The 26,115-nt window shown below is 64.0% G+C and carries 22 protein-coding genes; 13 read left to right on the plus strand and 9 right to left on the minus strand.

Annotated features, from left to right (window positions below):
* Together Q7T26_10410 and Q7T26_10415 are read left to right on the plus strand one after the other, a co-directional pair.
* Window positions 1-1,658: ABC transporter substrate-binding protein (locus tag Q7T26_10410; GenBank protein ID MDO8532553.1), on the plus strand; the 1,658-nt coding region annotated here is incomplete at its 5' end.
* Between the two features lie 730 nt (window positions 1,659-2,388).
* Entirely contained in the window at window positions 2,389-3,612 is a 1,224-nt protein-coding gene (locus Q7T26_10415) for a hypothetical protein (GenBank protein ID MDO8532554.1), read from the plus strand.
* 113 nt (window positions 3,613-3,725) lie between these two features.
* On the opposite strand, the gene Q7T26_10420 is transcribed toward Q7T26_10415, so the two are convergent.
* The 5 genes from Q7T26_10420 to Q7T26_10440 all read right to left on the minus strand — a co-directional run bounded on the left by Q7T26_10420 (window position 3,726) and on the right by Q7T26_10440 (window position 7,671).
* Window positions 3,726-5,186: an RtcB family protein gene (locus tag Q7T26_10420; protein ID MDO8532555.1), complete on the minus strand. Its 1,461-nt coding sequence runs from the start codon at window positions 5,184-5,186 to the stop codon at window positions 3,726-3,728.
* A 29-nt stretch (window positions 5,187-5,215) separates the two neighbouring features.
* Window positions 5,216-5,986, minus strand: coding sequence for an enoyl-CoA hydratase-related protein (locus Q7T26_10425; GenBank protein MDO8532556.1), 771 nt, complete (start codon window positions 5,984-5,986; stop codon window positions 5,216-5,218).
* Between the two features lie 9 nt (window positions 5,987-5,995).
* Window positions 5,996-7,048 (minus strand): hypothetical protein, encoded by a 1,053-nt coding sequence (locus tag Q7T26_10430; protein MDO8532557.1) that lies wholly within the window; start codon window positions 7,046-7,048, stop codon window positions 5,996-5,998.
* Window positions 7,045-7,254: a hypothetical protein gene (locus Q7T26_10435; GenBank protein ID MDO8532558.1), complete on the minus strand. Its 210-nt coding sequence runs from the start codon at window positions 7,252-7,254 to the stop codon at window positions 7,045-7,047. Before Q7T26_10435 ends, Q7T26_10430 begins: the two co-directional genes overlap by 4 nt.
* Before the next feature lie 63 nt (window positions 7,255-7,317).
* Complete coding sequence (locus Q7T26_10440; GenBank protein ID MDO8532559.1) at window positions 7,318-7,671, minus strand: hypothetical protein; 354 nt, start codon at window positions 7,669-7,671, stop codon at window positions 7,318-7,320.
* A gap of 272 nt (window positions 7,672-7,943) precedes the next feature.
* Between Q7T26_10440 and Q7T26_10445 the strand changes: the two genes are divergently transcribed.
* Window positions 7,944-10,814 (plus strand): PKD domain-containing protein, encoded by a 2,871-nt coding sequence (locus Q7T26_10445; GenBank protein ID MDO8532560.1) that lies wholly within the window; start codon window positions 7,944-7,946, stop codon window positions 10,812-10,814.
* A 94-nt stretch (window positions 10,815-10,908) separates the two neighbouring features.
* Here the strand turns inward: Q7T26_10445 and Q7T26_10450 are convergent, their stop codons facing one another.
* Window positions 10,909-11,298 (minus strand): archease, encoded by a 390-nt coding sequence (locus Q7T26_10450; protein MDO8532561.1) that lies wholly within the window; start codon window positions 11,296-11,298, stop codon window positions 10,909-10,911.
* A gap of 257 nt (window positions 11,299-11,555) precedes the next feature.
* Between Q7T26_10450 and Q7T26_10455 the strand changes: the two genes are divergently transcribed.
* From Q7T26_10455 to Q7T26_10470, 4 genes are all read left to right on the plus strand, one after another.
* Entirely contained in the window at window positions 11,556-14,198 is a 2,643-nt protein-coding gene (locus tag Q7T26_10455) for a M1 family aminopeptidase (protein MDO8532562.1), read from the plus strand.
* Window positions 14,199-14,505: 307 nt separating this feature from the next.
* Complete coding sequence (locus Q7T26_10460; protein ID MDO8532563.1) at window positions 14,506-16,815, plus strand: xanthine dehydrogenase family protein molybdopterin-binding subunit; 2,310 nt, start codon at window positions 14,506-14,508, stop codon at window positions 16,813-16,815.
* A gap of 7 nt (window positions 16,816-16,822) precedes the next feature.
* Window positions 16,823-17,089 carry a MoaD/ThiS family protein gene (locus tag Q7T26_10465; protein ID MDO8532564.1) on the plus strand — a complete coding sequence of 89 codons (267 nt, stop codon included), beginning with the start codon at window positions 16,823-16,825 and terminating at the stop codon, window positions 17,087-17,089.
* 17 nt (window positions 17,090-17,106) lie between these two features.
* The gene (locus Q7T26_10470; protein ID MDO8532565.1) at window positions 17,107-17,211 is read left to right on the plus strand and encodes a type II toxin-antitoxin system RelE/ParE family toxin; all 105 of its coding nucleotides are present in this window, start codon (window positions 17,107-17,109) and stop codon (window positions 17,209-17,211) included.
* Between the two features lie 122 nt (window positions 17,212-17,333).
* On the opposite strand, the gene Q7T26_10475 is transcribed toward Q7T26_10470, so the two are convergent.
* The 3 genes from Q7T26_10475 to Q7T26_10485 form a co-directional block, all read right to left on the minus strand.
* Window positions 17,334-19,019, minus strand: coding sequence for a DUF262 domain-containing HNH endonuclease family protein (locus Q7T26_10475; GenBank protein MDO8532566.1), 1,686 nt, complete (start codon window positions 19,017-19,019; stop codon window positions 17,334-17,336).
* A gap of 202 nt (window positions 19,020-19,221) precedes the next feature.
* Window positions 19,222-19,350, minus strand: coding sequence for a hypothetical protein (locus tag Q7T26_10480; protein ID MDO8532567.1), 129 nt, complete (start codon window positions 19,348-19,350; stop codon window positions 19,222-19,224).
* Window positions 19,347-20,582, minus strand: coding sequence for an MFS transporter (locus Q7T26_10485; GenBank protein MDO8532568.1), 1,236 nt, complete (start codon window positions 20,580-20,582; stop codon window positions 19,347-19,349). Before Q7T26_10485 ends, Q7T26_10480 begins: the two co-directional genes overlap by 4 nt.
* Before the next feature lie 237 nt (window positions 20,583-20,819).
* Here Q7T26_10485 and Q7T26_10490 point away from each other — a divergent pair, with 237 nt between their 5' ends.
* The 6 genes from Q7T26_10490 (at window position 20,820) to Q7T26_10515 (ending at window position 26,114) form a co-directional block, all read left to right on the plus strand.
* Window positions 20,820-21,113: a hypothetical protein gene (locus Q7T26_10490; protein MDO8532569.1), complete on the plus strand. Its 294-nt coding sequence runs from the start codon at window positions 20,820-20,822 to the stop codon at window positions 21,111-21,113.
* A 63-nt stretch (window positions 21,114-21,176) separates the two neighbouring features.
* Window positions 21,177-21,374 carry a hypothetical protein gene (locus tag Q7T26_10495; protein ID MDO8532570.1) on the plus strand — a complete coding sequence of 66 codons (198 nt, stop codon included), beginning with the start codon at window positions 21,177-21,179 and terminating at the stop codon, window positions 21,372-21,374.
* A gap of 32 nt (window positions 21,375-21,406) precedes the next feature.
* A complete protein-coding gene (locus Q7T26_10500; GenBank protein MDO8532571.1) occupies window positions 21,407-22,498 on the plus strand; it encodes a hypothetical protein in 1,092 nt (363 codons plus the stop codon).
* Between the two features lie 64 nt (window positions 22,499-22,562).
* The gene (locus tag Q7T26_10505; GenBank protein ID MDO8532572.1) at window positions 22,563-22,886 is read left to right on the plus strand and encodes a hypothetical protein; all 324 of its coding nucleotides are present in this window, start codon (window positions 22,563-22,565) and stop codon (window positions 22,884-22,886) included.
* A 72-nt stretch (window positions 22,887-22,958) separates the two neighbouring features.
* Window positions 22,959-24,311, plus strand: coding sequence for a hypothetical protein (locus tag Q7T26_10510; protein MDO8532573.1), 1,353 nt, complete (start codon window positions 22,959-22,961; stop codon window positions 24,309-24,311).
* A gap of 354 nt (window positions 24,312-24,665) precedes the next feature.
* The gene (locus Q7T26_10515; protein MDO8532574.1) at window positions 24,666-26,114 is read left to right on the plus strand and encodes an ABC transporter substrate-binding protein; all 1,449 of its coding nucleotides are present in this window, start codon (window positions 24,666-24,668) and stop codon (window positions 26,112-26,114) included.
* The last annotated feature ends 1 nt before the right edge of the window (window position 26,115 follow it).

Here is a 26,115-nt window from a genome sequence, read left to right on the forward strand (position 1 = left end):
CTACCGTCGCGGCGCCCCGTCCCGCGCCTGCGGCCCCGACGGCGGCGCCCGCGCCTGCCCAGCCGCCGACTCCCACGCCCGCGGCCCGCGCGCCCGCGCTCACGCCCGCCCCCGCGGGGGCTGCGCCCAGGCGCGGCGGCACGCTCAGCGTCCTCAAGTTCCAGGACGCGACGCACTGGGACGCCCATCGCTCGCCGCCCATCGTCGGCCTGTGGGACTTCCTCAGCGAGACGCTCGTCAACTTCGATGGCAAGGACGGGCGCCCCGTCCCGCAGCTCGTCGAGTCGTGGGAGTACCCCAACGACAGGACCCTGGTGCTGCACGTGCGCAAGGGCGTGCGGTTCGTGAACCAGCCGCCCGTCAACGGCCGCGAGTTCACCGCCGACGACGTGGTGTGGAACCTCGACCGCATACGGCGTCCGGGGGCCACGTACCTGTGGAGGGACAACCTGCTGGCCGTGAGTTCCATCACCGCGACGGACAAGTACATGGTCAAGCTGGACCTCAAATACCCGTTCGCCCCCATGCTTGCCTACCTGCGCGGCAACACGTCCACGACGCAGCCCATGTACGCGAAGGAGGTGGAGGAGAAGCTGGGCGAGGAGGCCTACAAGGATATGAACAACGCCCGCGGCGTGGGCGCGTTCATGGTCAAGGACTACAATCCGTCCGCGCAGGCCACGCTCGTGCGGAACCCCGACTACTATCGGCAGGGAATGCCGTACATAGACGCCATCCGCGTCTCGTTCCTGTCCGACCAGGTGACGATGGCGGCCGCCCTCCGCACCGGGCGCGGCGACATGCTCGTCGGCGGCCTCGCCGACTTCCTGACCGCCGACCTGAAGAACGACATCGAGAGGACAAACAAGGTCATTACGTGGTCGTCCACGCCGGACGCCTTCATCGTCGGCCTCGTCCCCAATCTGCAGCGCAAGCCCTTCGACGACATCCGCCTGCGCAAGGCGATCTTCCTGGCGATGGACCGCCAGGAGACGCTCAAGGTCATCCTGGGCGCGGGAGGCCACATCAGCGGCCCGCTGTCGTGGAAGCTATTCCCCGGCTGGACCTGGTCCGAGCAGGACCTGTTGAAGCGGGAGGGCTACCGCCAGCCCAAGGACCCGGACATCGCGGAGGCGCAGCGGCTCATGAAGGAGCTGGGCTATGGGCCGGACAAGCTGCTGGAGATTCAGGCCGAGGGGACGACCTTCGTGCCGTGGCTCAACATCACCCCCATGGAGGTGGCCAAGTCCCAGCTCAGAAAGATTTGGATTAACATCACCATCAAGGTGGAGGACGGCGCTCAGTACCTGGCGAACGACCCCAAGGGCGATTTCCTGTTCCGCTCCCGCGGCTACACCACGCCGCCGGAAGTGGACGCGCAGCTCTACACGCGCCACCACACGGGCGCGGGCCGCAACTTCCAGAAGCTGAGCGACGACGCGCTGGACAAACTCCTGGACACGCAGCGGCAGGAACTGGACGTGACGAAGCGGAGGCAGCTCATCCTCCAAGCCCAGGAAAAGCTCTGGAGCCTGTACCCCGCCACGTGGCTCTTCACGCGGGAGGCCTTCATCCCCCGACAGCCGTGGGTGAAAGGCCCGGACTTCACCGCGTGGCGCTTCTGGGGCGAGCCCGCCGAGCTCTGGCTGGACAGGTAGCCGCCAGTCGTCCGTCCCCGTTCACGGCGCGCGTGCGCCCCGCCGAAAGCGGACGGTTCGGGACAAGCCTGCCGAGCGCGGGCCCTCGCTTTCGACGGGCAAGGGTGCAGGGAACGACAGGCGCTCCCCTGTCACCCCGAGTGAAGCGAGGGGTCTCCCTCGGGAGGCCCCATGTGGGAGATTCCTCGCCCTTCCTCGGAAGGACTCGGAATGACAGAGGGTGCATGGGCGCAGCCCCGCCGGGCTTGCGGAGCCTGCCTTATGCGCGGCCCTCGCTTTCGACGGGCAAGGGTGCAGTCCTTCCGCGGAAGGACTGCCGGAGGGCGCGGGAGGTGTCCTCCCGCATCCGTCCTATCTCTTCCCCCTCTCCTGCCAGGAGAGGGGGTCAGGGGGTGAGGCCGCCCGCCCTCTACCCGTGCGGGTCCTGGAGATTGCCGAAGAAGTCCGTGACCGTGACCCGATTGCCCGCCGTGCTTCTTCCGTGGAAGGACGGGGCGTGACCTCCGCGCTGGAAACAGCTCGCGCCATGCTGCACCTCCCCGTGTAGCTGGTGTGTCCATGCGCCGCTCCGCCTTGCGGAGGACCGCCTGCGCGTCCCTCCCCCGAAGGACGGGCGTGGTGAGAGTGTTATGGCACAGAAGGCGGGGGCGAGTCAAGGGGGAGGGGTCTATACAAAGGAGATTCTTTCAATGGTATACTCCATACGAAATCCCTTTGAGGATTGGCGTGTATGGCTATTTGCAAATACCACATGTGGTCTCCGACCATATGCGAAGAGCAGGCAATTGACAGCTATTCAGGGTTCTGCATTTTGCACTATCCTGACGCAAACAAGGATGTGGAGTTATTCACAGAAACACTCAGGTCTTCTATAAGCAAGGCTGAGAAGAACAAGAAAGAGAAGGACATCTGGATCAGAGGCGTCGTATTTCCCCCTAGGTTCAATTGTCTCGGATTTGAAGCTTTTGGCAAGCATGTCATTTTTGTTGACGCCTGCTTTCTCGGCGAAGCTTGGTTCAATGGGGTCAAATTTGCGAACGGAGTGGGTTTCTCTAGTACGAGATTTGAAGGCCCCGCCTACTTTTTCCTCGAATTCTCCAATGCCGCAAGTAGCTGGTTTATAACTACAGTATTCCGAGAAAGCGTGAGGTTTAAACGCGCCGTATTTCCGGGTGCTGAAAGCAAGGGAACAGTCCGTTTCGAAAGCACCGTCTTCGAGAAACCGCATGAAGTGTTTTTCGAAAGTGTCGATCTAAGTAAGACGTCTTTCTATGGCACAAATCTGTTAGGCGTGCATTTTGTGGACGTAACTTGGCCGAAGGTGATAGAGCATCCGTGGAATTGGTTAGGCGTGCATAGGTCAGCGAAACTGATTTACGATGACCCGAGAATTCATTCAAAGTATGAAGACGATACATACAATACAGAGTCTTTGCAAAACCGTTATCAAGTCGCTGGAGAACTCTACCGCCAGCTACGTATCAACATGGAGCAAAGCAAACAGGAGATCGAGGCCGGAGATTTCTATATAGCACAGATGGACATGCGTCAACATGACCCCAGTCTTTATCGGTTATTATCCCGTGTGTTTTTGCCCGTCTATAGATTTGTTGCTTTGTATGGGGAAAGTATTTCGCGCCCCTTTACGTTGTATATCTTGTTGGCCAGCCTGCTATTTGCACCGCTTTATCTATGGGGTGGTTTTGGTATGGGAGACATCGCGGATCCTCCGTATCATAGAACGATTCTGCAACCGTCAGCAATCTTGCAGGACGGGTTTTGGCGAGATTATGTACATGCGTGGTTTCTGGCCATCACTGCTGGATTACCGTATAGTCCGCCGAACGATCTCCTTTCTTGGTTTCTCTACCCGCTGCGTTATATCAATATTCTCGTCAACATTTTGCTTGTGTCTCTCATCGCTGTCGCCCTGCGCCGCCAGTTCAAGCGCTAGGCCGTCTCTCTGCTGCGTCTCCCTAACCTCACCCCCAACATGCGCCGTCGCGTCCAGAGCCGGCCCTCCCCCTCTCCGCATGCGGAGAGGGGCTAGGGGTGAGGTTAAACCCCCTATCCCTTCACCACGCCCATCGGGCGCAGACGGCACACGCGCTTGCTCAGCCCCGCCGCGTGTGCCACCTCCACCACGTCCGCCACGTCCTTGTACGCCTCGGACACCTCCTCCGCCAGGCCCGACCAGCTCGCCGCCTTCACCACGATCCCCTGCTTCGCCAGCTCCTTCGTGATGTCCACCCCGCGCATCGCCTTCTTGGCCGCATGGCGGCTCTGCCGTCGTCCCGCGCCGTGGCACGTCGAGCCGAAGCTCCGCTCCATCGCCTCCGGCACCCCCGCGCACAGGAACGAGTAGCGCCCCATGTCGCCGGGAATCATCACGGGCTGGCCGACCTCGCGGTACTGCTCCGGCACGTCCGGGTGCCCTGGCGGGAACGCCCGCGTCGCGCCCTTGCGGTGCACGCACACCTCCGTCTCTTTGCCCTCGACGACGTGCCGCTCCATCTTCGCGATGTTGTGGCACACGTCGTACACCTGCCGGATGCCCATCGAGCGCCAGCTCCGCTTGAACACGTTCTGGAACGACTCCCGCACGAAGTGGGCGATGCACTGCCGGTTCGCCCACGCGTAGTTGCCCGCGCACGCCATCGCCGCCAGGTAGTCGCGGCCCTCCGGCGACGACAGCGGCGCGCACGCGAGCTGCCTGTCCGGCACGCTGATGCCGTACCGACGCATCGCCTGGTCCATCACCTTCAGGTAGTCCTCGCACACCTGGTGGCCGAACCCGCGCGACCCGCAGTGAATCATCACCGTCACCTGGCCGACGTCGTGGATGCCGAAGGCCGCCGCCGTCACGGGGTCGAATATCTCGTCCACCACCTGCACTTCGAGGAAGTGGTTGCCGGAGCCGAGCGTGCCGAGCTGGCCGCCGCCGCGCTCCCTCGGCTTCGGGCCGACCGTCGAGGGGTCCGCGCCCGGCAGGCAGCCGCCGCCCTCCGTCGCCAGCAGGTCGTCGGCGTCGCCGTAGCCGTGGTCAACCGCCCAGCGTGCGCCCTGGCGCATCACCTGGTCGCTCTCGTTGCCGCGCAGGTGTATCTTGCCCGACGACCCCACGCCGGAGGGCACGTTGCGGAATAGCTCCAGCGTCAGCTCCTCCAGCGCGGGCCGCACTTCTTGCTCCGACAGGTCGGTGCGCAGCAGCCGCACGCCGCAATTGATGTCGAAGCCGACGCCGCCCGGCGAGATGACGCCGTCGCTGGCGCGCATCGCCGCCACGCCGCCGATGGGGAAGCCGTAGCCCCAGTGGATGTCCGGCATCGCCAGCGACGCCATGACGATTCCCGGCAGCGTGGCTACGTTCGCCACCTGCTCAAGCGACTGGTCCCGCCGGATGTCGCGCATCATGCGCTCGTCCGAGAACACGACGCCGGGGACGCGCATGCCGGGCTTGTAGTCGCGCGGTATCTCCCAGCGGTGCTCGTCTATCTGGCGGAGCCTGCCCTGCCACTCGGAAGTCATTGTCGCGCCCCCTTCAGCCGCCGAAAGCTCTACCGCCCCTTCCACTGGGGCGGGCGCTTCTCCAGGAAGGCCCGCACGCCCTCCTCCGCGTCCTCCGTCAGGCGGGCGAGGACGCGCTGGTCCCGCGCCACCAGCAGCGCCTTGTTGAACTCCACGTCCTGCACCATCAGAATGGTCTCCTTGCACAGGCGCAGCGCCTCCGGGCTGAGGCTCGCGATGTGCAGCGCCATCTCGCGGGTGGCCCGCGGCAGCTCGTCGTGCGGCACGACGCGGTTCACCAGCCCCAGGCGCCACGCCTCCTGCGCGTCAATCAGCTTGCCCGTCAGCGCCATCTCGAAGGCGTGCTTGCGCGGCACCGTGCGGAGAAGGCTGACCATGGTCACGCCTACGGTCAGGCCGCGCAGAATCTCCGGATAGCCGAACCGCGCTTTGTCGGAGGAAATCGCCATGTCGGAGAACGACACGACTCCCGCGCCCACGGCGTCCCCGTTCACGGAGGCGATGACGGGCCGCGGGTGGTGCATGATCGTCTTGTACACCGCGATGACGTGGTTGTACGCCGCCCTGTCGTCCAGCGCCTTCACCTGCTGCAAGCCCTTCAGGTCGGCGCCCGCGCAGAACGCCTTGCCCACTCCCGTGACGACGACAACCCGGCACGCCGCGTCCGCCGCGAGCGCGTTCAGCGCGTGGACCACCTCGGATGTGACCGGTTCGCCCAGCGGATTGCGCCGCTCCGGCACGTTCAGCGTGACCGTGCCGATGCCGTCGCTGACGTCCATCAGGATGCTGGTGTAGGACATCGCTCTCCTCTACTTCTTCCCGCGTATGGGCCGCGACACGAAGTACGAGTCGCCGAACGTGGGCACGAACACGGAGTGCAGGCCCGAGTCGCCGCCCGCGACGATGATCTGGAACTGCTCCGGCCTGTTCGCCAGCGGCGTGAAGCCGTCTTTCGCCCTGCCGGTGCGGATGTAGTCGGCGTGGAAGTCCTTGGGCCAGTGCTCCAGCGGCACCCGGCTCGTCCGCTCCAGCAGCGCATTCTGCACGTCCCGCCTGGACATGCCCTCGCGGGCCAGCAGGGCGGCGTGGTCCGGGTTCAGCACGACCAGCATTTCGCCCAGGCCGAAGAACGGCCACATGTTGATGCTGCCGACCGCCTCCATGGAGTGCGAGAAGGTGCGCAGCAGGCCGTCCGCGTCCTTGCTCTGCGAGTTCGTCATATTCGTCGTGCCCGTCGCCGCCACCAGCGTCACCGTGCTCTCCTCCGCGCGGAAGCCGCGCTCCACGTGCCACGGCTGCCACGGGGAGCGCTCCTCCCACTCGCCGAAGCAGAACGTATAGCGCCCGGGCTGCCCCTGCGTGGACTTGCTCACGTCGCCCGGGACAGCTCCGCCCACGTTGAGCTGGATGAGGCGCACCGCCCGGCCGATGGTGGCGTTGGCGCGCCATCCCGGCCCCATGCACCCGTACGCGCAGTTGATGTCCAGCGCCTTCCGGATGGGGCCGTTCACGACGGTGAGCAGGCAGACCGGGTTGGTGGTGGTCTGGATGCCCGCCAGCTCGAACTTCAGGTCGGTCATCGCCTCGACGACGGCGATGAGCACGGGCAGGTACTCCGGCTTGCACCCGGCCATCACCGCGTTGACGGCAATGCGCTCCACCGTCGCGTCGCCGTTCCGCGGCGCCACGCGCGCCACCACGTGGTCCGGCTTCATGTCCACCGCGGCGAGCATCGCGGCCAGCCGCGTCTCCGTCGGCGGGACGATGGGCAGACCGTCTGTCCAGCCCTGCTCGCAGGCGTGCTCGTAGGCCGCGTAGGCCCCCTCCAGGGAGTCGTCTATCTGCGTTCTGTCTTTTATCATCGTGACCCCGCCGCGGGCTTCGGTTTCGCGCTCTTCGTGACCTGCGCCAGAATCTGGGGAAAGGCCTTGTCCGCTATGGCGCGGATCTCCTCGCGGGTGCGCGTCTCGAACGGGTGCGGCACCACGACCATCGGCAGGTCGGGGTAGCCGTGCGACGCCGCGTAGGACTTCGCCAGCGAGACGAACACCTCGTCAACAATGGACACCGTGGGGACGCCGCGCTTCTGAAGCTCAACCGAGTCGTAGATACACCACGACGTGCAGGAGCCTCAGCCCGCCAGTCCCACGATGGCCCAGTCCACCTGCCCGGCGAAGTCGTCGATCGCCTTCTGGACCTGCGCCTCGCGTCCGGCGCGGCCAATGCGCCCCGCGTGGTCGCGCGTCTTGAAGATGTCGCCGACGCCGTACGTGGCCGCGACCCTGTTCAGCGTCCGCGACCCGGCGGGCTTCGCGTGCTGCTCCAGCAGCTCCTGGATGCGCTCCACGAAGTCCTCGAAGTTCCACCAGTCAATGCGGTACCCGACGGTCTTGCCGTCCACGGACGTCAGCCGCGGCGCCAGCGGGCGGTCCGCCTTCGGCGGCGGCGCCACCGGGCTGAGCATGTCAACTCTGGCTGTGGGCATAGGCCGTGCCTCCTTGTTAGAACGGTGCGGATACCTCTTCGACCTATTCTACCAGCGCGTGCGCCGCCATGTGCCGCTTGTGAACGCAGTATTTAACTTGACAACGCCAGCACGGTTGATTAATATTCCCCAGTCCTGTATAGTGCATAAGTACTACTAGGTAATGCAACAGCACTATTCCCACGCTTCAGCCCGCCACAATGGCGGGCTGGTCATAGCCGGAAACTCGAGGCGCCAACCCCAGTTCGTTAGTTATGGAAAAGGAGTCACCCGTGAAAAGAGCGACCATAAAGGCATTCTCTGTCTCTCTGGCCCTCATCTTTGTCATCGGTCTGCTTATGGCGGGCGTTGTCCCCGCCAGCGCGCAGGACCTGGTCATCGACGACTTCGCGTCCGGGACTGTGACGCTGTCGGCCTGCGGCAATTCAACGTTCAACTATTACCAGAGTCCTACCATAGTCGGCGGCGCTCGCGAGTTGCAGCTGCGCGATGGACACAGCTGCGCCCTCGGGGGGAGCGCGCGCATGAGAGTCGATGCGACAGCGGGGATCGCGGAGTGGTACGGGGCCACCGCTCCCGAGGGGAGCTTTCAGTACGGCACCGAGATTGGAACCATCGATTATCCTTGGAGCCTAAGCCCCAACAAAAATAAGGGCACTCCGCTGAATCTCTCCCTGACCCTGGGCGATAAGATTCGCATCGAGATGGTGCAAGTCCAAAACCCCTTCATTCAGATCCGGCTGCGTGACGGGGCGGGCGCGACCTATGTACAGAATTTCTCGCTGGCCGTGGGGACCAACCTTTTGCCGCTGTCCAGCTTCCCGGGTCTCACCCCGGCGGCGGCCGCCGACATCGACGGCATCAGCTTCCGAGGCTCGGCGAGCTCCGGCAACACCCCTGGCAGCGGCGATATCGTTGGCCTGTTTGCCATCGCAGCACCAGCCAATACCCCACCCACCGTCGCGGCCACTAACGCGAGCGTCACCACTCCTGCAGGAATGCCAGCCACCAACTCGGGCACCTACAGTGATACGGACGCCGGTCAGACCGTCGCCATCACAGCGTCGGTCGGCACCGTGACCAAGACGGGCACCAACAGCGGCACTTGGTCGTGGAGCAATCCGTCAACGATCCCGACCTCTTACAACGTGACTGTTACGGCCAACGACGGCAACGGCGGGATCGCCACTACCAGCTTTGCCGTGACCGTTACCTCCGTCGTGTACACCAGTGGAGCTCAGGTCCAAACCTGGAATCCGATCTTCCCGAGCTCTGCATACTCGGATTGGCCTAACCAGGCTTGTGTGCCAATGCCAGCGGTCGGCCTTGGCGCCAACTGGGTGAATCCGCATAACGCCTTTTCCTTTGGAACGAACGCACACCCGTGGCAACCCACCGCTGGGTTCATAGCCGACTGGATCAACGCGTGGAGCAATTTGGGTTCCCAGGGCCCCAGCGGGCAGAGCTGGACGAAATATCAGACACAAGTCAGCGGCAACGGCAGTTTCGTGCTCAACCTGCTTGCGGATAACTGCTCCTGGGTCTACCTCGACGGGACGCTGGTGGGCTTCCAGAATGCTAACCTGCAGCCGAGGACGTACCCTGTGACCCTGTCCGGGGCCTCCACCCTTACGTTCATCATCTTCGATGGCGGCGGTTTGGCCGGCGGCATGTATCGCCTGGAGACAAACTCCGGAAACGTTACCTTCCCGGTCATCGCAGCCGATAACGCCTCGGTCACGACGAACCAGGGGACGCCGGCGACCAACACCGGCACCTACAGCTACGCCAACGGCGGCGGCAACGTGCCCGTCACGGCTTCCGTCGGCACGGTCACCAAGACCGGCACCAACAGCGGTACGTGGTCATGGAGCAACCCGTCCAACGCCGCTCCGTTCGACTACGACGTGACTATCACGGCGGGCAGCGGTCCCGCTGCCTTCACGCAGTTCCATGTGCATGTGGTCACGAACGCGCCGCCCACGGTGTCCGCCGCCAGCGCTTCCGTCAGCGTCAACGAAGGCTTAACGGCAGCCAACACCGGCTCCTACAACGACTCTGATGCTATTCAGACCGTCGCCATCACAGCGTCGGTCGGCACCGTCACCAAGACGGGCACCAACAGCGGCACATGGAGCTGGAGCAATCCCGCGCCAGACGGCCCTTCTAACTACAACGTGACCATCACGGCCAACGACGGCAACGGCGGCGTGACTACGACGACCTTTGCCATCGCCGTCACCAACGTGAACCCGACGGCGAACGCCGGACCGGACGTCACCCAGTTCTGGGGCCTGTTGGTGACGCTCACCGGCGCCGGCGCGGACGTCAGCCCGATTGACGTGGCTGCGGGCCTCATCGCCACGTGGATCTTCGGCGACGGCCCGGGCACGGCCTCCGGATTCAGCGTCACGCACACCTACGCCGCTCCAGGCGGCTACACCGCCACGCTGACCGTCAAGGACAAGGACGGCGGCACGGGCTCGGACACGGCGCTGGCCACCATCAAGAAGCGCGGGACCAGCGTGGCCTACACCGGCGCCACGACGTCCACCTTTGGCTTCGGCGCGACCCTCTCCGCGAAGCTGACGGACGTGGTGGACGCGGGCACGGCCCTGCTGGGCGGCCGCGCGATCACCTTCACGGTGAACGGCAACACCATCACGGCGACCACGAACGCGAGCGGCGTGGCCACGGCGACGGCGCCGGCGCTGCTGATGCCGGGGACGTACCCGGTGGCGGTGGCCTTCGCCGAGGACGGCTACTATCTCGCCTCGACGGCGCAGGGGACCCTGACCGTCCAGAACACGGTGGGCGGCAAGGTCACGGCGGGCACGCTGCGGTCGGCCAACAATGGCCGGGGCGGGTTCAACGTCCAGGCGGACGGCACGGGCGTGAAGGGTGAACTGGAGTTCCAGAACAACACAGTGAACTTCCACGCGCCGACGATGACCGCGCTGGGCGTCTCGCCGGACAAGAAGAAGGCGTGGTTCGCAGGCGTGGGCAAGGACGGCGCGCCGTTCGTAGCCTACGTGGAGGACAACGGCGAGCCGGGCCGCAACGACAAGTACCAGATCTGGATAGGGGGCACGTCGCAGAACGGCGACGGATCGCTGACGGGAGGCAACGTCCAGATACACTAGGCGAGTAGGCAAAAACAGCGCCTGACGTAGAGACGGGCCTGGTCATCATGACCAGGCCCGTCTCATTGCGTCGCTGAAGCGTTGGCGCGGCGGCCTACACGTCGAAGATGACGCGGACGCGCGCGGGCGGGCCGTCCTCCACCAGCAGCATGTGGTACGTCGCCGCCTTCACTGCGGCGCGGATATCGTGGCGGGCGCGGAGGTGCGCGCCGTCCATCTCCAGCACCTCCGCGCGGCGCACGAGAAACCCCTGCGTGTCGAACAGGAACACCAGTTCGTTCAGGAATTCGACGAGCAGCGCCTCGCGGTCCGGCGCCTCCGCGGCACCTCGCGCGTCTCGCGCTCGCGCACCGCGTCCAGGTCGGTCATCGTGGCCGTCAGGCCCTGCGCCGCGTTGGCGAACGCCTCCGCGAGCGTGGCCCCGTGCGCGTGGCCCCGTGCGCGACGATGCCCCCTCGCGGCCATTATAGCAAGAGCGGACCACGTCCCCCATCCGGAAGGCAGGCGTGTTCTGTCACAACGCATGGTGCAGGCGCGCGGCCCCTCGAAAGGTGCTGGGAACCCTCGGTTCCCAGCCGGGGGCACGGGGGTGTCCCCCGTCGTTCTCTTCCTCCCCCTCTCCAAAATTTGGTGTGGGGGACCGTGGGGGTGAGGTCGGAAAGCGGTTGCGGGCCGTATCTCGGCAGGGTAAGATGGACAGCTAGACCCTCGAAATACATCAATTTCGCCCTGGAGGCCCGCATGTTGCTGCGACCCTTTCCCTGGGACGACCTGCCCAATCTCTACGACAGCTTCCGCTGCGGACGCTCGACGGAGTGGGCCGCCCGCGGCAAGCCCTTCGCCATGCCCGGCGTGGACAAGCCGCACTATGCGCCCGACCGCCTGTGCGACGTCCGGCACATCAAGCTGGAGGTCGCCTTGGACTTCAAGCGCAAGCGCATCTCCGGCGTCGCGTCGCACACGCTGGCCGCCGTCAACGACGGCCTCACCGCGCTAGACTTGGACAGCATTGACCTGGACATCAAGGCGGTGCGCCTGGGCGGCAAGCCGCTGGCGTTCGATGTGCGGCAGGACAAGCTCCACGTGGAGCTAGGCCGGCCCTGCAAGGCGGGCGAGGAGTTCGTCCTTGCCGTCCAGTACGAGGGCAGCCCCCGGCGCGGCCTCTACTTCAACGCGCCGGACAAGCACTACCCCAAGAGGCCGCTCCAGGCCTGGACCCAGGGCGAGGACATGGACTCCCGCTTCTGGTATCCCTGCTTCGACTTCCCGAACCAGAAGGCCACCAGCGAGGTCATCGCCACGGTGCCGGAGCCATTCGTCGCGCTCTCCAACGGACGCCTGGTCAAGACCACCAGGAACGCCAAAGGCAAAACCCGGACATACCGCTGGCTCCAGGACAAGCCCCACGCCAACTACCTGATAACGCTCGTGGCGGGCGACTACGCCCAGGTGAAGGGCAAGGCGGGCAGGGTGCCGCTTGATTACTACGTGCCACGAGGCAGGGAGAAGGACGTGGAGCGCGCCTTTGGCCGGACGCCGGAGATGGTCCGGTTTTTCGCCTCCAAGATCGGCGTGCCGTACCCGTGGGACAAGTACGCCCAGATCGTCGTGGCGGACTTCATCTTCGGCGGCATGGAGAACACCAGCGCCACGACCCTGACGGACAACGCGCTGTTCGACAAGCGCGCGGCCATTGACTACGACGTGGACGGTCTCATCGCCCACGAGCTGGCCCACCAGTGGTGGGGCGATCTGCTCACCTGCCACGACTGGTCCCACGCCTGGCTCAACGAGGGCTTCGCCACCTACTTCGACGCCCTGTTCAAGGAGCACCACCGGGGCCAGGACGAGTTCCGCTACCAGATGCTCATGAACGCGCGGGGCTACATGATGGAGGACGCGAGCCGCTATCGCAGGCCCATCGTCACCAACGTGTACGCCGAGCCTATAGACATCTTCGACCGGCACCTGTACGAGAAGGGCTCCCTCGTGCTGCACATGCTGCGCTACGTCCTGGGAGACGACCTGTTCTGGAAGGCGCTGGGCCACTACTGCCGCACGTTCCGGGGCAAGACGGTCGTGACCAAAGACCTGGAACGCAGCATCGAGGAGACGACCGGGCGCAATCTGAGCTGGTTCTTCGACGAGTGGGTCTACAAGGGCGGCCATCCCAACTTCAAGGTGGCCTATGCCTGGGACGACGCCACGAAGAGCGCCTCCCTGTCCGTCTCCCAGACCCAGGAGGTGGACAGCCTCACGTCGCTCTTCCGCATGCCCGTGGACATCTCCTTCGCCACGTCGCAGGGCGAGCGCGTCACGCGCGTGCAGATTGAGCAGAAGGAGCACACCTTCTACTTTCCCCTGCCGGAGAAGCCCCTCATGGTGCGCTTCGACCCCGGCAACTGGGTGCTGAAGACGGTGGACTTCTCGCCGCCGAAGGAGATGCTGCTGCACCAGCTCAAGAACGACGACGACGTCACGGGCCGTATCGCCGCGGCGCAGGCGCTCGCCAAGCTGGGTGGACAGGACGTCATCGCGGCGCTCAAGGAGGCGGTGGTCAAGGACGGCTTCTGGGGCGTGCAGGCGGAGGCCGCCCGCGCGCTGGGCCAGATGAAGAGCGAGGCGGCCATGCAGGCGCTCATCGAGGCGCTGCCGCGGGTGTCGCGCCCCCGGGCGCGGCGCGGCGTCGTGGGCGCGCTGGGCGAATACAAGGACGAGGCGGCGGCGTCCGCGCTGCTCCCATTCGCGGCGCGCGACAAGAGCTACTTCGTGGAGGCGGAGGCGGCGCGCGCCCTGGGCAGGACGCGGGACAAGCGCGCCTATGAGGCGCTGGAGAAGGCGCTGTCCAGGGAGTCGTACGCGGAGGTCATCCGCGCGGGCGCCCTCGACGGCCTCGCCGAGCTGCGCGAGGAGAAGGCCATTCCGCTGCTGACCGAGTGGACGCGGCAGGGCAAGCCGCAGCAGGCCCGCTCGCCCGCCGTCCTCGCACTGGGCAAGCTCGGCGAGGGCAAGAAAGAGGTGCTGGAGCGCCTGGTGGACATGGTGAACGACCCCTGGCTGCGCGTGCGCCTCTCGACGATTGAGGCGCTGGCCATCTTGAAGGACGTGAAGGCCATCCCCGCGCTGGACGCGCAGGTGACGCGCGACCTGGATGGCAGGGTCAAGCGCGCCGGGCGGGAGGCCATCGCGCGGATCCGCGAGGGCAAGGACCGCACGGACGACGTGAAGAAGCTGCGCGACGACTTCGATAAGATGGCGGAGGAGAACAAGAAGCTGCGCGACCGCCTGGACAAGCTGGAGGCGAAACCATCCGAGCAGCCGAAGCCCAGGGCAGAGGAGAAGCCGGCGCGCAGGCCGAAGCCCGCCGCCAAGAAAAAGGGCTAGCGTGGTGTCCCCGAAGTTCGCGACCAGTGTCATTGCGAGAAGGCGCAGCCGACGAAGCAATGACACTTTGTACACAGATTTCAGGGACGGAACACTAGCGGGGAAGGGGCGGGAACCCGCGGTTTCCCCGCCCTGCTTCTGCCGCGACCGCGAGTGCGCTACAATAGTGCCCGCGGGACGCCCCTGAAGGAGAGATCCCTCGTCCTTTCGGCGAAGGGCTCGAAATGACAGCGATAAGCGCTCATCCTGAGCCTGTCGAAAGGTGCGCGGACAACTACAGAGCCTATCACTCAAGGGAGGAAGCGCCATGACCACCACAGTCGAGAAGAAGACCGAGGGGAAGGCTCCCCTGAAGGTCGTTGGCACGCGGCCCATCCGCCACGACAGCCTGGACAAGGTCACCGGCCGCGCCAGGTTCGGCGCCGACATTGACATGGCCGGGATGCTGCACGGCAAAGTCCTCCGCAGCCCCCACGCGCATGCCCGCATCCGCTCCATTGACGTCCGCAAGGCGCTGGCCCTGCCCGGCGTCAAGGCCGTCGTCACCGCCAGGGACCTGCCCATCATAAAGGACGCGGTCGTTGACTTCGGCGAGACGCAGGGCAACGCCCGGATGCTGGCGGAGAACGTGCTGGCGCACGCCAAGGCGCTGTACGTCGGGCACGCCGTCGCGGCGGTGGCCGCCACCAGCCCGCACATCGCGGAGGAGGCCCTGAAGCTCATCGAGGTGGACTACGAGGTGCTGCCTCCCGTCATGAACGTCCGCGACGCGATGAAGGACGGAGCGCCCCTTCTGCACGACGACATGACTCTCAGGAACGTCGCTGAGCGGTTCGCGCGCGGGACGGACACGGGCATCAAGAGCAACATAGCGAGCCACATTCAGTTCAAGCGCGGCGACCTGGAGAAGGGGTTCCAGGAGGCCGCCGTCGTCGTGGAGCGCGAGTTCAACACGCGCACCGTCCACCAGGGCTACATTGAGCCGCACGTCTCCACGGCCTACTGGGCGCCGGACGGCCACATCACCGTCTGGACCAGCACACAGGGAGCCTTCGGCATCCGCGACCAGACCGCCGCGATGCTTGACGTTCCGCCGTCCACGGTCAAGGTCGTGCCAATGGAGATAGGCGGCGGCTTCGGCGGCAAGATCAACACCTACCTTGACCCGGTGGCCGCCCTCCTGTCGCGCAAGAGCGGCCAGCCCGTCAAAATGGTGATGACGCGGAAGGAGGTCTTCGAGGCCACGGGCCCGACCTCCGCCTCGTACATGCGCGCTAAAATAGGCGCGGCGAAGGACGGCCGCATCACGGCGGCCCAGCTTTACCTGGCCTTCGAGGCGGGCGCGTTCCCCGGCTCGCCGGTGGGCGCGGGCGCGGGCACCGGCCTGGCCCCCTACAAGATTGACAACCTGCTGGTGGACGGCTACGACGTGGTGGTCAACAAGCCCAAAGTCGCAGCCTACCGCGCACCCGGCTCGCCGCAGGCCGCCTTCGCCGTCGAGACCGTCGTGGACGAGCTGGCCGAGAAGCTGGGCATGGACCCCCTGGAGTTCCGGCTGAAGAACGCGACCAAAGAGGGCGACCGGCTCCCCAGCGGCGTGCAGATGCCGCCCGTGGGATACATCGAAATGTTGCAGGCGATGAAGCAGCACCCGCACTACAGCGCGCCGCTCTCCGGGCCGAACCGGGGCCGTGGCGTCGCGGTGGGCTACTGGCACAACGCCGGCTTCTCGTCGTCCGCCACGCTCAGTGTCAACGCCGACGGCAAGGTCAGCCTCGTCACCGGCTCCGTGGACATCGGCGGGACGCGCACCGCCGTCGCCATGCAGGCCGCCGAGGTGCTTGGCATCCGCGCCGAGGACGTGATGCCCACTGTGGGCGACACCGACTCCGTCGGCTGGACGGGCGTCACCGGCGGCAGCCGGACCGCCTTCTCGACGGGACTGGCCGCCATCGCCGCGGCGGAGGACGTCAAGCGCCAGATGATCGCCCGCGCGGCGCTCCTGTGGGAGACGCAGCCCCAGGACGTGGCGGTCAGGGACGGCGTGTTCGTCTCGACGAAGAACCCTCAGAGCAGGCTGACCTTCAAGGAGCTGGCGGGCAAGCTCATGCGCACCGGCGGGCCGGTGTCTGCCTCCGCCTCCTCCAACCCACGGAAGGTCAGCCCCGCCGTCGCGGGACTCATCGTGGACGTGGAGGTGGACACGGACACGGGCAAGACCACTCTGCTGCGCTGCACCGCCTTCCAGGAGGTGGGCAAGGCCGCGCATCCCACCTACGTCGAGGGCCAGACGCAGGGCGGCACGGCGCAGGCCCTCGGCTGGGCGCTGAACGAGGAGTACGTCTGGAGCAAGGACGGCGTCATGCTCAACTCCACGTGGCTCGACTACCGCATGCCCACCAGCCTTGACCTTCCCATGATCGAGGCGGTGCTTGTCGAGGTGGGGAACCCGGCCCATCCCTTCGGCATACGTGGCGTCGGCGAGGTCTCCATCGTCCCGCCCCTGGCCGCCGTTGCCAACGCCGTCCACAAGGCCATCGGCGTCCGCATGCGCGACCTGCCCATGTCGCCGGAGGCCGTCCGCCGCGCCATCGAGGCGAAAAGCGCCACGGGGTAGGCCGGTTATGGCTGTCGTGTGGATACCGTCCCTGCTGCGGAAGCACACGGGCGGCGCGGAGCGGGTGAGGGTGGAGGGCGCGACGCTGCGTCAGGTCGTCGCCAACCTGTGTGCGCGCTACCCGGGCGTCAGGCCGCGGCTGCTGACCGAGGACGGACAGTTGCAGTCGGGCATGGCCGTTGCCATTGACGGCGAGACGAACCACCTGGGCCTGCTGGAGCCTGTGCGCGAGGACTCAGAGGTCCACTTCATCCCCGCCGTCTCCGGCGGGTAGCGTAGCGCGAGCGGCGCATCAGGGTCGGTCCCTACCGGGTCGTGTACGACATCCACGACGACCGCGCGCTGGTGGTGGTCCTCAAGGTGGCCCGTCGCAGCGAAACTACCTACAGGCGATAGTGGCTTTCCACGGCCCGACCTGGCGCCACGGCTGAGGCAACTCGTTACATCCTCTCATCAGAACAGCCTCGAACCCTCGCGACGGATACGCCGAAGGTGTGCTCAGACTCGATTGGAATCTCTTAATCCACCCACTCCTTTAGCGCCCATTCCAGCAGAGCGTTTTCTCGGTCCTCAATTGCGCGTCGTCCCCAACGAGGGAGCCTACCCCCCACCTCTCGGGCGACCAAAAGGCCTGTTTTGGTGTATTCGTCGGCCTTCTCCCTCGGAGGCTTCGCGCCCAGCTTAGAGTTCAGCTTCGGTGGAAGTACCAGCAGGTTGCCAAGCCAATGGACCCAGTCCGCGCTCTCCGAACTTTGGGGAAGAATGTGCTCGATGGAATCGGCTGCGCTAGCCTCCCAGATACGGTTCCACTGTTCGTTGTCGAAGTTTTGCCCAGCTTTCCGAGCAAGATACTCTTCGTACCTGTAGAAGAAGTAGCGGAGTTCTTCCTGCCATCCTTCATAGCAGTTGGTTTTGCTCAGATGCTGGACGGCCTTAGCAATGGGGAACTCCGCACCAATGTCGGATAACTTCGCCAGGATCGTGGTAGCAGGCAGCTTTTCTCTAGTAATGCTCCACGCGAGCCGAACGTAGTTGCCCACAGCCCATCGAGCGTCCTTGTCAGACATTCCGTAGATGCGAAATGTGACGTTCTCCCAGCGGCGCAGGACTCGCTCCTTTTCAGCTTCGCTGAGGTCCCGGCGAAGATTCACTGCTGTGGCAGCCAATCTTGCCTGCGCGATTTGTGTAACGGCGTTTCTTCTCCGGTCGGCAGCCAGTTGGTTTACCGCCTCGGTCACTGCCTTTAGCCATGTCGTCGTTTCAATCACCTTCGCGGTGCCAGTCTTCGACTGATCGCGAAGCAGTTCTGCGGCCTCAGCCTCGCCTACCGGGCGGCTAGGAGGCCATCCTTTATCCAGCCGCAGGGTTGCAGCGAAGCGGAGCGCTTCGCTGCTCGAGCCCAACCGTAGCCCTACACACCTGTAGATATCCGCCCAAAGTTGATGAACCACCCCAATATTCTCGCTCTTGTTCCCTGTATCGGCCTCGAAGACGATAGCCATCAGCATGCTCTTGAGACGGTCGAACCACGAGACATCCAGGCCGCGGCTATTAAGGACCTCAAACACCGTATAGACCATCGCCTCGTCACCAATTTCATAGAAAACAAATGTTAGCCTGTTCTTGAGCAAGCCTACCAAATCCGTGAGGGAATCGCCCCTACCTTGCCAATCACCAACAAACTTCTCACAGTCCTCCATAGCTGTCAAAAGCTCCCGGTCTGCCAGAGTCTTAGCGGACCCTGAAGGTGGAGGGTTTCCTGTTCTTCTTCGAAGATAGTCGGCGAAGTAGTTACTGGTGTCGTGGTTCGTCTGAAGAAGCAACAGGGAGGCCTTATCCTGTTTGACCAGAGTCTCGTCGATCTCCCGACCAATTCTTTCCCCAACGGGATCTGAACGGTCAAGGGCTTTGGCGATCGCTTTGAGAATCAGGATGAGGGTTGTAATCCGCTGTTGCCCGTCTACCACCTCTACGACCTGATGTTCAGTGGTAATGATAGTCCGTTTTTCCCGGCGAAGGCCCACGATCGTGGCCATGAAGTGATGTCGGTCATTCCCTGCGGCCCAGGTGCGATCGATATCCTCAAACAGGTCTTTCCGCTCTTTCGACCGCCAGCTATAGGCTCGCTGATACTGAGGAATCCTGAAAAGTCGCCCGTGAAGCAACCTGTCCAGAGTGACATGCTGTGGCTGGATGTCGATCATGGTTGCACTCCCTCGACCTGTGGCAACTTGGGATCTGATTTGCCGGAGGCGTCCTTTGGACAAATAAGCTGCGGCGGTTCGAATTTGCCTGATGGGCCTCCCCGGCATCGCACCGGCAGGCATGGCCCTACGTCGTCACTATACCCCGCGCCCGCGGCGTGTCAAGCGCACCGAGGGGGCGGCCTGGCCGCCCCCTCTCCCCCTACGCCTTCCGGTAAATCCTCCCGCCGGACTCGCGGAACTCGCGCGCCTTCTCCTCCACCCCCACCGCCGCCATCCTTCCGTTGAAGGACTGTGCAGCCCCGCGCGCCAGCGCCTCCTCGTCGCTCACGAGCCGCCCTCGGTCTTGCGGCGCGTTGCGTCAGGCCCCCGCGCCCGGAGCACCCGCAACGTCGCCACGCCCAGCACGAAGAACAGCGCCGCGTCGGCGACGAAGACCGACCTGATCCCCAGCGCCACGGTCATCGTCCCCCCAAACAGGGCCGCCATCCCCACGGAGAGCGCGTTGGCGCTCTGGACAACGCCGAACACCGCGCCCTGGTGCTCGCGCGGGACCGACGTGCTCAGCAGGGAGTTAATCGCCGTGACCAGCGTCCCCTGGCACAGCCCGATCACGCCGAACAGAAGGGCGGACGCCATGCTTGACTGCACCCAGACCAGGGGAACGTAGAAGACCGACGCGGCGAAGGCGGCGACCACGACGGCCCGCAGCAGGGTATTCGACTGCCCCCAGCGGCCCACGACCAGCGACGCCACCGAGCTCGTCAGCCCGATGACCGACAGCGCCACGCCCGCGGCGGTCGCGGCCCCCTCCGCAACCATGCCTTGCATGAAGACCGCCATGATGGGCTGGAGCATGAACGGGCCGAAGCCTATGGCAAGCAGCACCCACAGCAGAGGCACAACGTGCGGCAGGCCCAGCACCAGCCGGACATCGCGGATGGGGTGAATCCTCTTGTCGGCTCTCGCGACGGGACTGAACCTCTCGTGCACGTACCGCACGACAATGAGGAGCGCCACGCCCTGCAGGCCGGCCATCACGAAGAACGGGACGCGATGCCCGAATGCGTCCGCCAGGACGCCGCCCACGAGCGGCCCGACCATCAACCCCAGGAAGAACGACACTTGCAAGAGTCCCAGCGCGAATGCCAGACGCCCCCGCGGGACCTCGGACGCGACCAGCGCGGACGCCGCCGAGGCGACGCCGGTAAACGCCCCGTACGCCGCGCGCGTCAGGATCAGGATGAGCACACTGGGCGCCAGACCCGAAAGCGCCACCAGCACGATGCCGGCCGCGGACGCGCGCACCACCATCGGCTTGCGTCCGTAGCGGTCGGCCAGCGCGCCCCACAGCGGGCCCGCCAGGAAGGCGCAGAAGCCGCTGGAGAACTGCGATACGCCCGCCCAGAACGCCGCTTCCTCGAGGTTTTTCACCCCGAGCTCTTGCATGAACAGGGGAAAGATGGGAGTGACCGCGCTGAAGGAGAGAAGGGACAGGAACTGCACCAGCGCCAGCGCGTAGAGGTTCTTCTGCCAGCGGGGGTCGGAGTGGTCAACAGTCACTAGGGGATTATAGCGCTGGCGACCCCCATGCGCTATCCGCAAGTTACCGAGGGGAACCCACGAAGGCGTACCCTTGACTTCCCCAGCGCCAAATGTATACTAGGCCGCAATACATGCGCCATATGTTTAAAGTAATGACGTAGTCGTGCATGATTGTTATGAAAATTGTCGGCCCCAAAGCCGTGGTATTTAGAGCACGGATGACGCGTTCTGGCGAAGACCACAGAGAGGCAGTTTATGACAGACTACGTCCTGAATCCGGTCGGTGAACCAGCTCAGTCCGTCAAGCGCGCGAACCTGGCCCCGCGTCCAGGCAGCCTCGAAGGCAAGCGCATCGGTATTCTCGACGATCGGGTTACTCGCAGCATTGGCAACGTCACGGAAGTTCTCGGGCCTCTGGTAGAACAGAGATTCGCCCCCGGAGAAGTCAGGATATGGCTTAAACCAAACACCGGCGCGCCTTCCCCTCGGGCCCTGCTGGAAGACGTCATGCGCAACTCGGACGTCGTCATCCTCGCCTGCTGCGCCTGAGGGTCCTGTACGTCGGGCCTTGTGCACGACGCGGCGTTCCTGGAGAAGCAGGGAATTCCTACCGTGACTATCGCGGAAGACGCCTTCATCACAGCCGCTCGCAAAGGCGCGACATTCCTTGGCGTACCTGATCTGCCCTTCGTGGTCATTGCACAGTCGCGGTCATGGGAAACAGCCGAAGGCACAAAGAAGAAGGTCTCCGACGCCCTTGAGGAAGCAAAGCAGAAGCTGTTGTCCACGGCTCGCCCCGTGCCAGCGTAGCTTGTGGACGGTCGCCCGGACGAAGGAGAGTCATGACCAACCTCAGCTTGAAGTCTGAGCGCATTCCCATCCGGGACTACTTCGAATGGCAGGAGATGGCGTTTGACAAGGGCTGGTCCGACGGCTTTCCCGTCGCGCCGCCCCTGGAGAGTAAGGTAGCTGAGGTTGTGGAGTACCTGGGCCGGGAACCTGGAGAGCTTATAGGCGTGATACCTCCCGCTCACCGGCTCGCCACCATCGAAAAAATCGCGATCAACAGCGTGATGGGTGGGTGCAAACCTGAATACGTGCCCGTCATCATCGCCGCGGTCCAGGCAATGCTGGAGGAGCGCTTCAATCTGAACGGCGTGCAGGTGACCGCTCATAGCGCCCGTCCGCTTGTCATTGTAAGCGGACCGCTCGTCAAGCAGCTCGGTTTCAATGCGAAAATAGGGGTCTTCGCTGGCGGCTCCCGGGCCAACACCACCGTGGGACGGGCCGTGCGCCTCATTCTGTGGAACATTGGCGGCGCGTACACGGGCGACCCGGACCGCGCCAGCTTTGGGCATCCGGGACGATTCAGCTTTTGCATAGCGGAAGACCAGGATATTAATCCCTGGGAACCGTTGCACGTGGAGCGGGGCCTTGCTCCGGAAGACAGCGCCGTGACGGTCATAGCCGCGGAATCACCTCGGTGGATAAAGTACGGGCTTCGCATTCCTGGCAAGGAGAACCTCGAGAACATCGCGGACGCCATGTCCAACCTTGGGAACAACGCTGTCTACATCGGTGGCTATTTTCTGGTCGTCATCGGCGCCGGAGTCGTCCCTACCCTTGCCAGGGAGGGCTGGACAAAGCAGACGGTCAGGCAGTTCCTGTACGAGAAAGCTCGCCAGCCGCTTGGCCGCATTCGTCGCCACGCGGACTGGGCTTATGAAGACCGCTTCAAGAGCCGCCAACACTGGCATCCCGTGTGGGTGGACATGTCCGACGACAATTGCATGATTCCCTGCGTGGGCAAGCCTGACGACATTACGGTGATGACGGCGGGCGGGACCCACGGCAACGTGCTGTGCCCTGGCTGGCATGCCGGCGGCGGATGGCCTGTGACACGCCGGATTGAACTTCCGCGGCGGACGGCATAATCGTTTGTTTCCGCCGAACGCCTTCACATCTTCGTTCGATGCCCAGGGAGGATAGGGACACTCCATGAGTCAAGCTTCTTCAGAGCCGAAGTACGCCGTCGTATGGCCCCTGGGTCGACAAGAGCACAAGCCGCTCCGGGTACGAGGGCCCATTGCCGATTTGCGCGGAAAGACGGTGGGCCAGCTATGGGACAGACTCTTCAGAGGCAACGAGATTTTTGCGATCATTCGAGAAAAACTGCAAGAGAGATATCCTGATATCAAGTTCGTCAGCTACGATGTCTTTGGCAATATTCAGGGCCCGGACGAGCCGGAAGTCATTGCCGCGTTGCCTGAGCTGCTGCGCAAACACGGGTGTGATGTCGTCATATCGGGCATTGGCGCCTGAGGTGTCTGCACGCCCGCGGTCATACGGGCCAGCCTGGTAGCCGAAACGGCAGGTGTCCGCAGCGTTTCGATCGTGTCCAGCGGCTTCGCGAAGCTGGCGCACAGGTCGGCGGACATATTCGGTGTGCCCAACTTGCCGATCGCGGAATATCCTGGCGTCATCATGGTTGACGGCGCTGCTGATTTGCACCGCAAGGCGGAGATGCTGGTCGCCCAGATCGTCGAGGGACTGGCGACTCCGCTGCGGACCGTGGTGAAGTCTTCCGAGCCGAAAACAACAGACATCGTGTGCGAAGGCACGCTCGACGAGGTCCAGGAGTTCTTCACGAAAAAGCTGTGGACGGACGGGCTTCCCATTCGGCCGCCGACTATAACAAAAGTCGAAGAGTTCCTGCAGTGCACCGATCGGCATCGAGACGAAGTCATCGGTGTGATTGGACTTGAGAACCGTGAAGCCACCATATGGAATATCGCAGTCAACGGCGTCATGGCGGGATGCCGTCCTGAGTACATGCCGATCCTCATAGCAGTGGTAGAAGCCATCGCGGACGCGGACTTTCGTGTCCACGAGTCCGGAGGCACGCCCGGATGGGAGCCGCTCATCGTGCTGAACGGACCAATTGTCAAGGAGTTGGACTTCAACTATGATTGCGGCGTGATGCGGGTGGGAAGGCAGGCGAACTCAAGCATCGGGCGGTTCCTCAAGCTCTACATGAGAAATGTCGCGGGGCTGCTCACTCCGCCGGAGTCAACGGACAAGGGGACGATAGGATACACGTTCAACGTCGTCCTGCCGGAGAACGAGGATGTCATAATGGCTCTCGATTGGGAACCCTTCAGCGCGGACAGGGGTTTTCCGCGAGGAGAGAACGTTGTGACCGTCCAGAGCGCCAGAGCGATCACCCCGCCTATTTATTGCGGCGGGAACACGGCTAAAGAGGCGATGGAAGCCCTGGTTGAGATTTTCGGCACGACGTGCTCCTACACGGCCTACCTTGGACTGCGCCACAGGAACTATCACCCGCTGCTGCTCATCAGCCCCAGCATTGCGCAGGTGCTGGCCAAGGATGGGTGGAGCAAGAACGATGTCAGGGCTTATCTGTACGAGCACTGCCGGATGTCCGTCAGGGACTTGGAGAAATGGGCTTGGAGGACGGGACACACGGACTTCAGTGTCTCCGGGCTTGTTGCGGCAGGCAAAATACCGAAGAGCTACGGTGAGTCGGAAGATCCGGAGAGACTGGTCCCCGTGTTTTTCCGCGCTGATTCAATAGGTATCGTTGTGGCGGGCGACCCGGGAAGAAACCAGGCCAAAGGCTATGTGCACAATCACCGGCCGCCAGTCAGCAGGAAGGTCAACCTGCCGGCGAATTGGTCGAGCCTCGTAAGAGCATCACAGGCTGGCACAACGACGGGCTTGCGGTAACCTAAACATTTGAGGAGGGGAACCATGGGTAATCGGATATCTCAGAGCGTAGTTGGTCGGCCGCTTGTTCGGCTGGGCAGTCTCCTGGTGGCTGGAGTCCTTGTCCTGTCCGCCTGCGCTCCCAGCGCCGCGCCGGCGCCTCAGCCCGCGTCATCAGCGCAGCAGTCCGCGACTCCAGCGCCGCCCCCCGCGACTCCGACCTTGGCTCCCCCAACGCCCAGGCCGTCCGCGCCGGCAACGCCATCTCCAGCCTCAGCACCGGCCGCCGCGCGGACTCCGTCCGGGGCGACTGAACAGCCGAAATACGGGGGAGTGCTCGCGGTCCGAAACCCTGACCCCGTATCCACATTTGACATGCATCAGGCGACCCGCATTGACGTCTCAATCCCCTTCAGTAACGTTTACATCGGTCTCCTTCGGAAGGACCCTGTTGATGGTGAAACAGTCATCCCCTCCATGGCAAAAGCATGGACGATCAGCCCCGATGGGACTGAATACATACTCACGTTGCAGCCCGGCATCAAGTGGCACGACGGACAGGCGTTGACGACAGAGGCAGTGGCGTGGAGCCTGAACCGGATGGCGCGCCCGCCGAGGGGGGTCATCAGCCCGAGGGCGAGCGGCCTCCTCGTCGGGATGGTGCAGGCCGAAGCTCTGGACGCTGCGCGCGTTCGTATCACCCTGGACGCCCCGAGCGGCTCCTTCCTCGACAGGCTGGCGAACGACTGGATCACCGTCTTGCCCAAACACATCCTGGACAAAAAACAGGGTGACGCGCTGGATGTCGTTGTAGGCACCGGAGCATTCAAATTTGTGCGGTACAACGCCAACGTCAGCGTCGAGCTGACGAAGAACAAGGAGTACTTTGTACCAGCGCGGCCTTACCTGGATGGCATCACCTTCTTCATCATCCCGGAAGACCGCACAGCGTTTGCCGCCCTGCGGACAGGGCGGGTGCAGCTCACCACCGTTGCGTCCCGCGCCATCAGCGCCACTGAAGCCGAGCTCGTCGAAAGCGATCCGGACCTGAGTAAGAAGATCCTGGTGGAGCGCTATGCGTCTCCCTCCAAGAACGGCTTCATGCCCAACAATGAAATCGCACCCTGGAAGGATGTCCGCGTCCGGCGTGCGGCGAGCCTGGCGATGGACCGTCAGGCCGCGGTGACAATAGCCAAGGACGCAGTCATCGGAGGCTATTTGAGCCCCCGCACCAAGTGGGGCATACCTGTTGAAGAGCTTGTCAAGCGGCCCGGATTCCGGCAGCCGAAGGACCAGGACATCGCGGAGGCCAAGCGGCTGATGGCTGACGCCGGCTATGCGAATGGAATCGATATCCCCCTCCTCTGCCGCCTGGGTTTCGACTGCGAGCAAATGGCTCCCCTGCTGGGGTCTGATCTTGCCAGGATCGGCATTCGAGCGAAAATCGTTCCAACGGCGACCAATGTCCTTACAGAGATATTCAACAAGGGTCAGTACAGCGCTGCCCTTTACTCCGCGACCGCGCCGCTGGCCGACCCGGACAGCCTCCTGACGTCGTATCTGACCGGCGATGGGCGCAACTGGAGCCGGTTCGGCGACGCGCAGGTTGACGCATGGTTCAAGGAGCAAAGCCGCACGCTTGACCAGAGCAAGCGTCTTGAGATCGTACGCAAGATTGAGGAACGGCTGCTGGAACTGGAGCCACTGCCGAGCCTGTACTTCCGTGACTACCTCCGCGCGCGCTGGAGGACTGTGAAGGGCTTTAGAAGCGGCCCTGACCTTTTCCAGGACGAGAATCTGGAGTATGCGTGGCTGGACAAATAGG

The organism is Dehalococcoidia bacterium, assembly GCA_030648205.1.
Lineage (GTDB): Bacteria > Chloroflexota > Dehalococcoidia > JAUSIH01 > JAUSIH01 > JAUSIH01.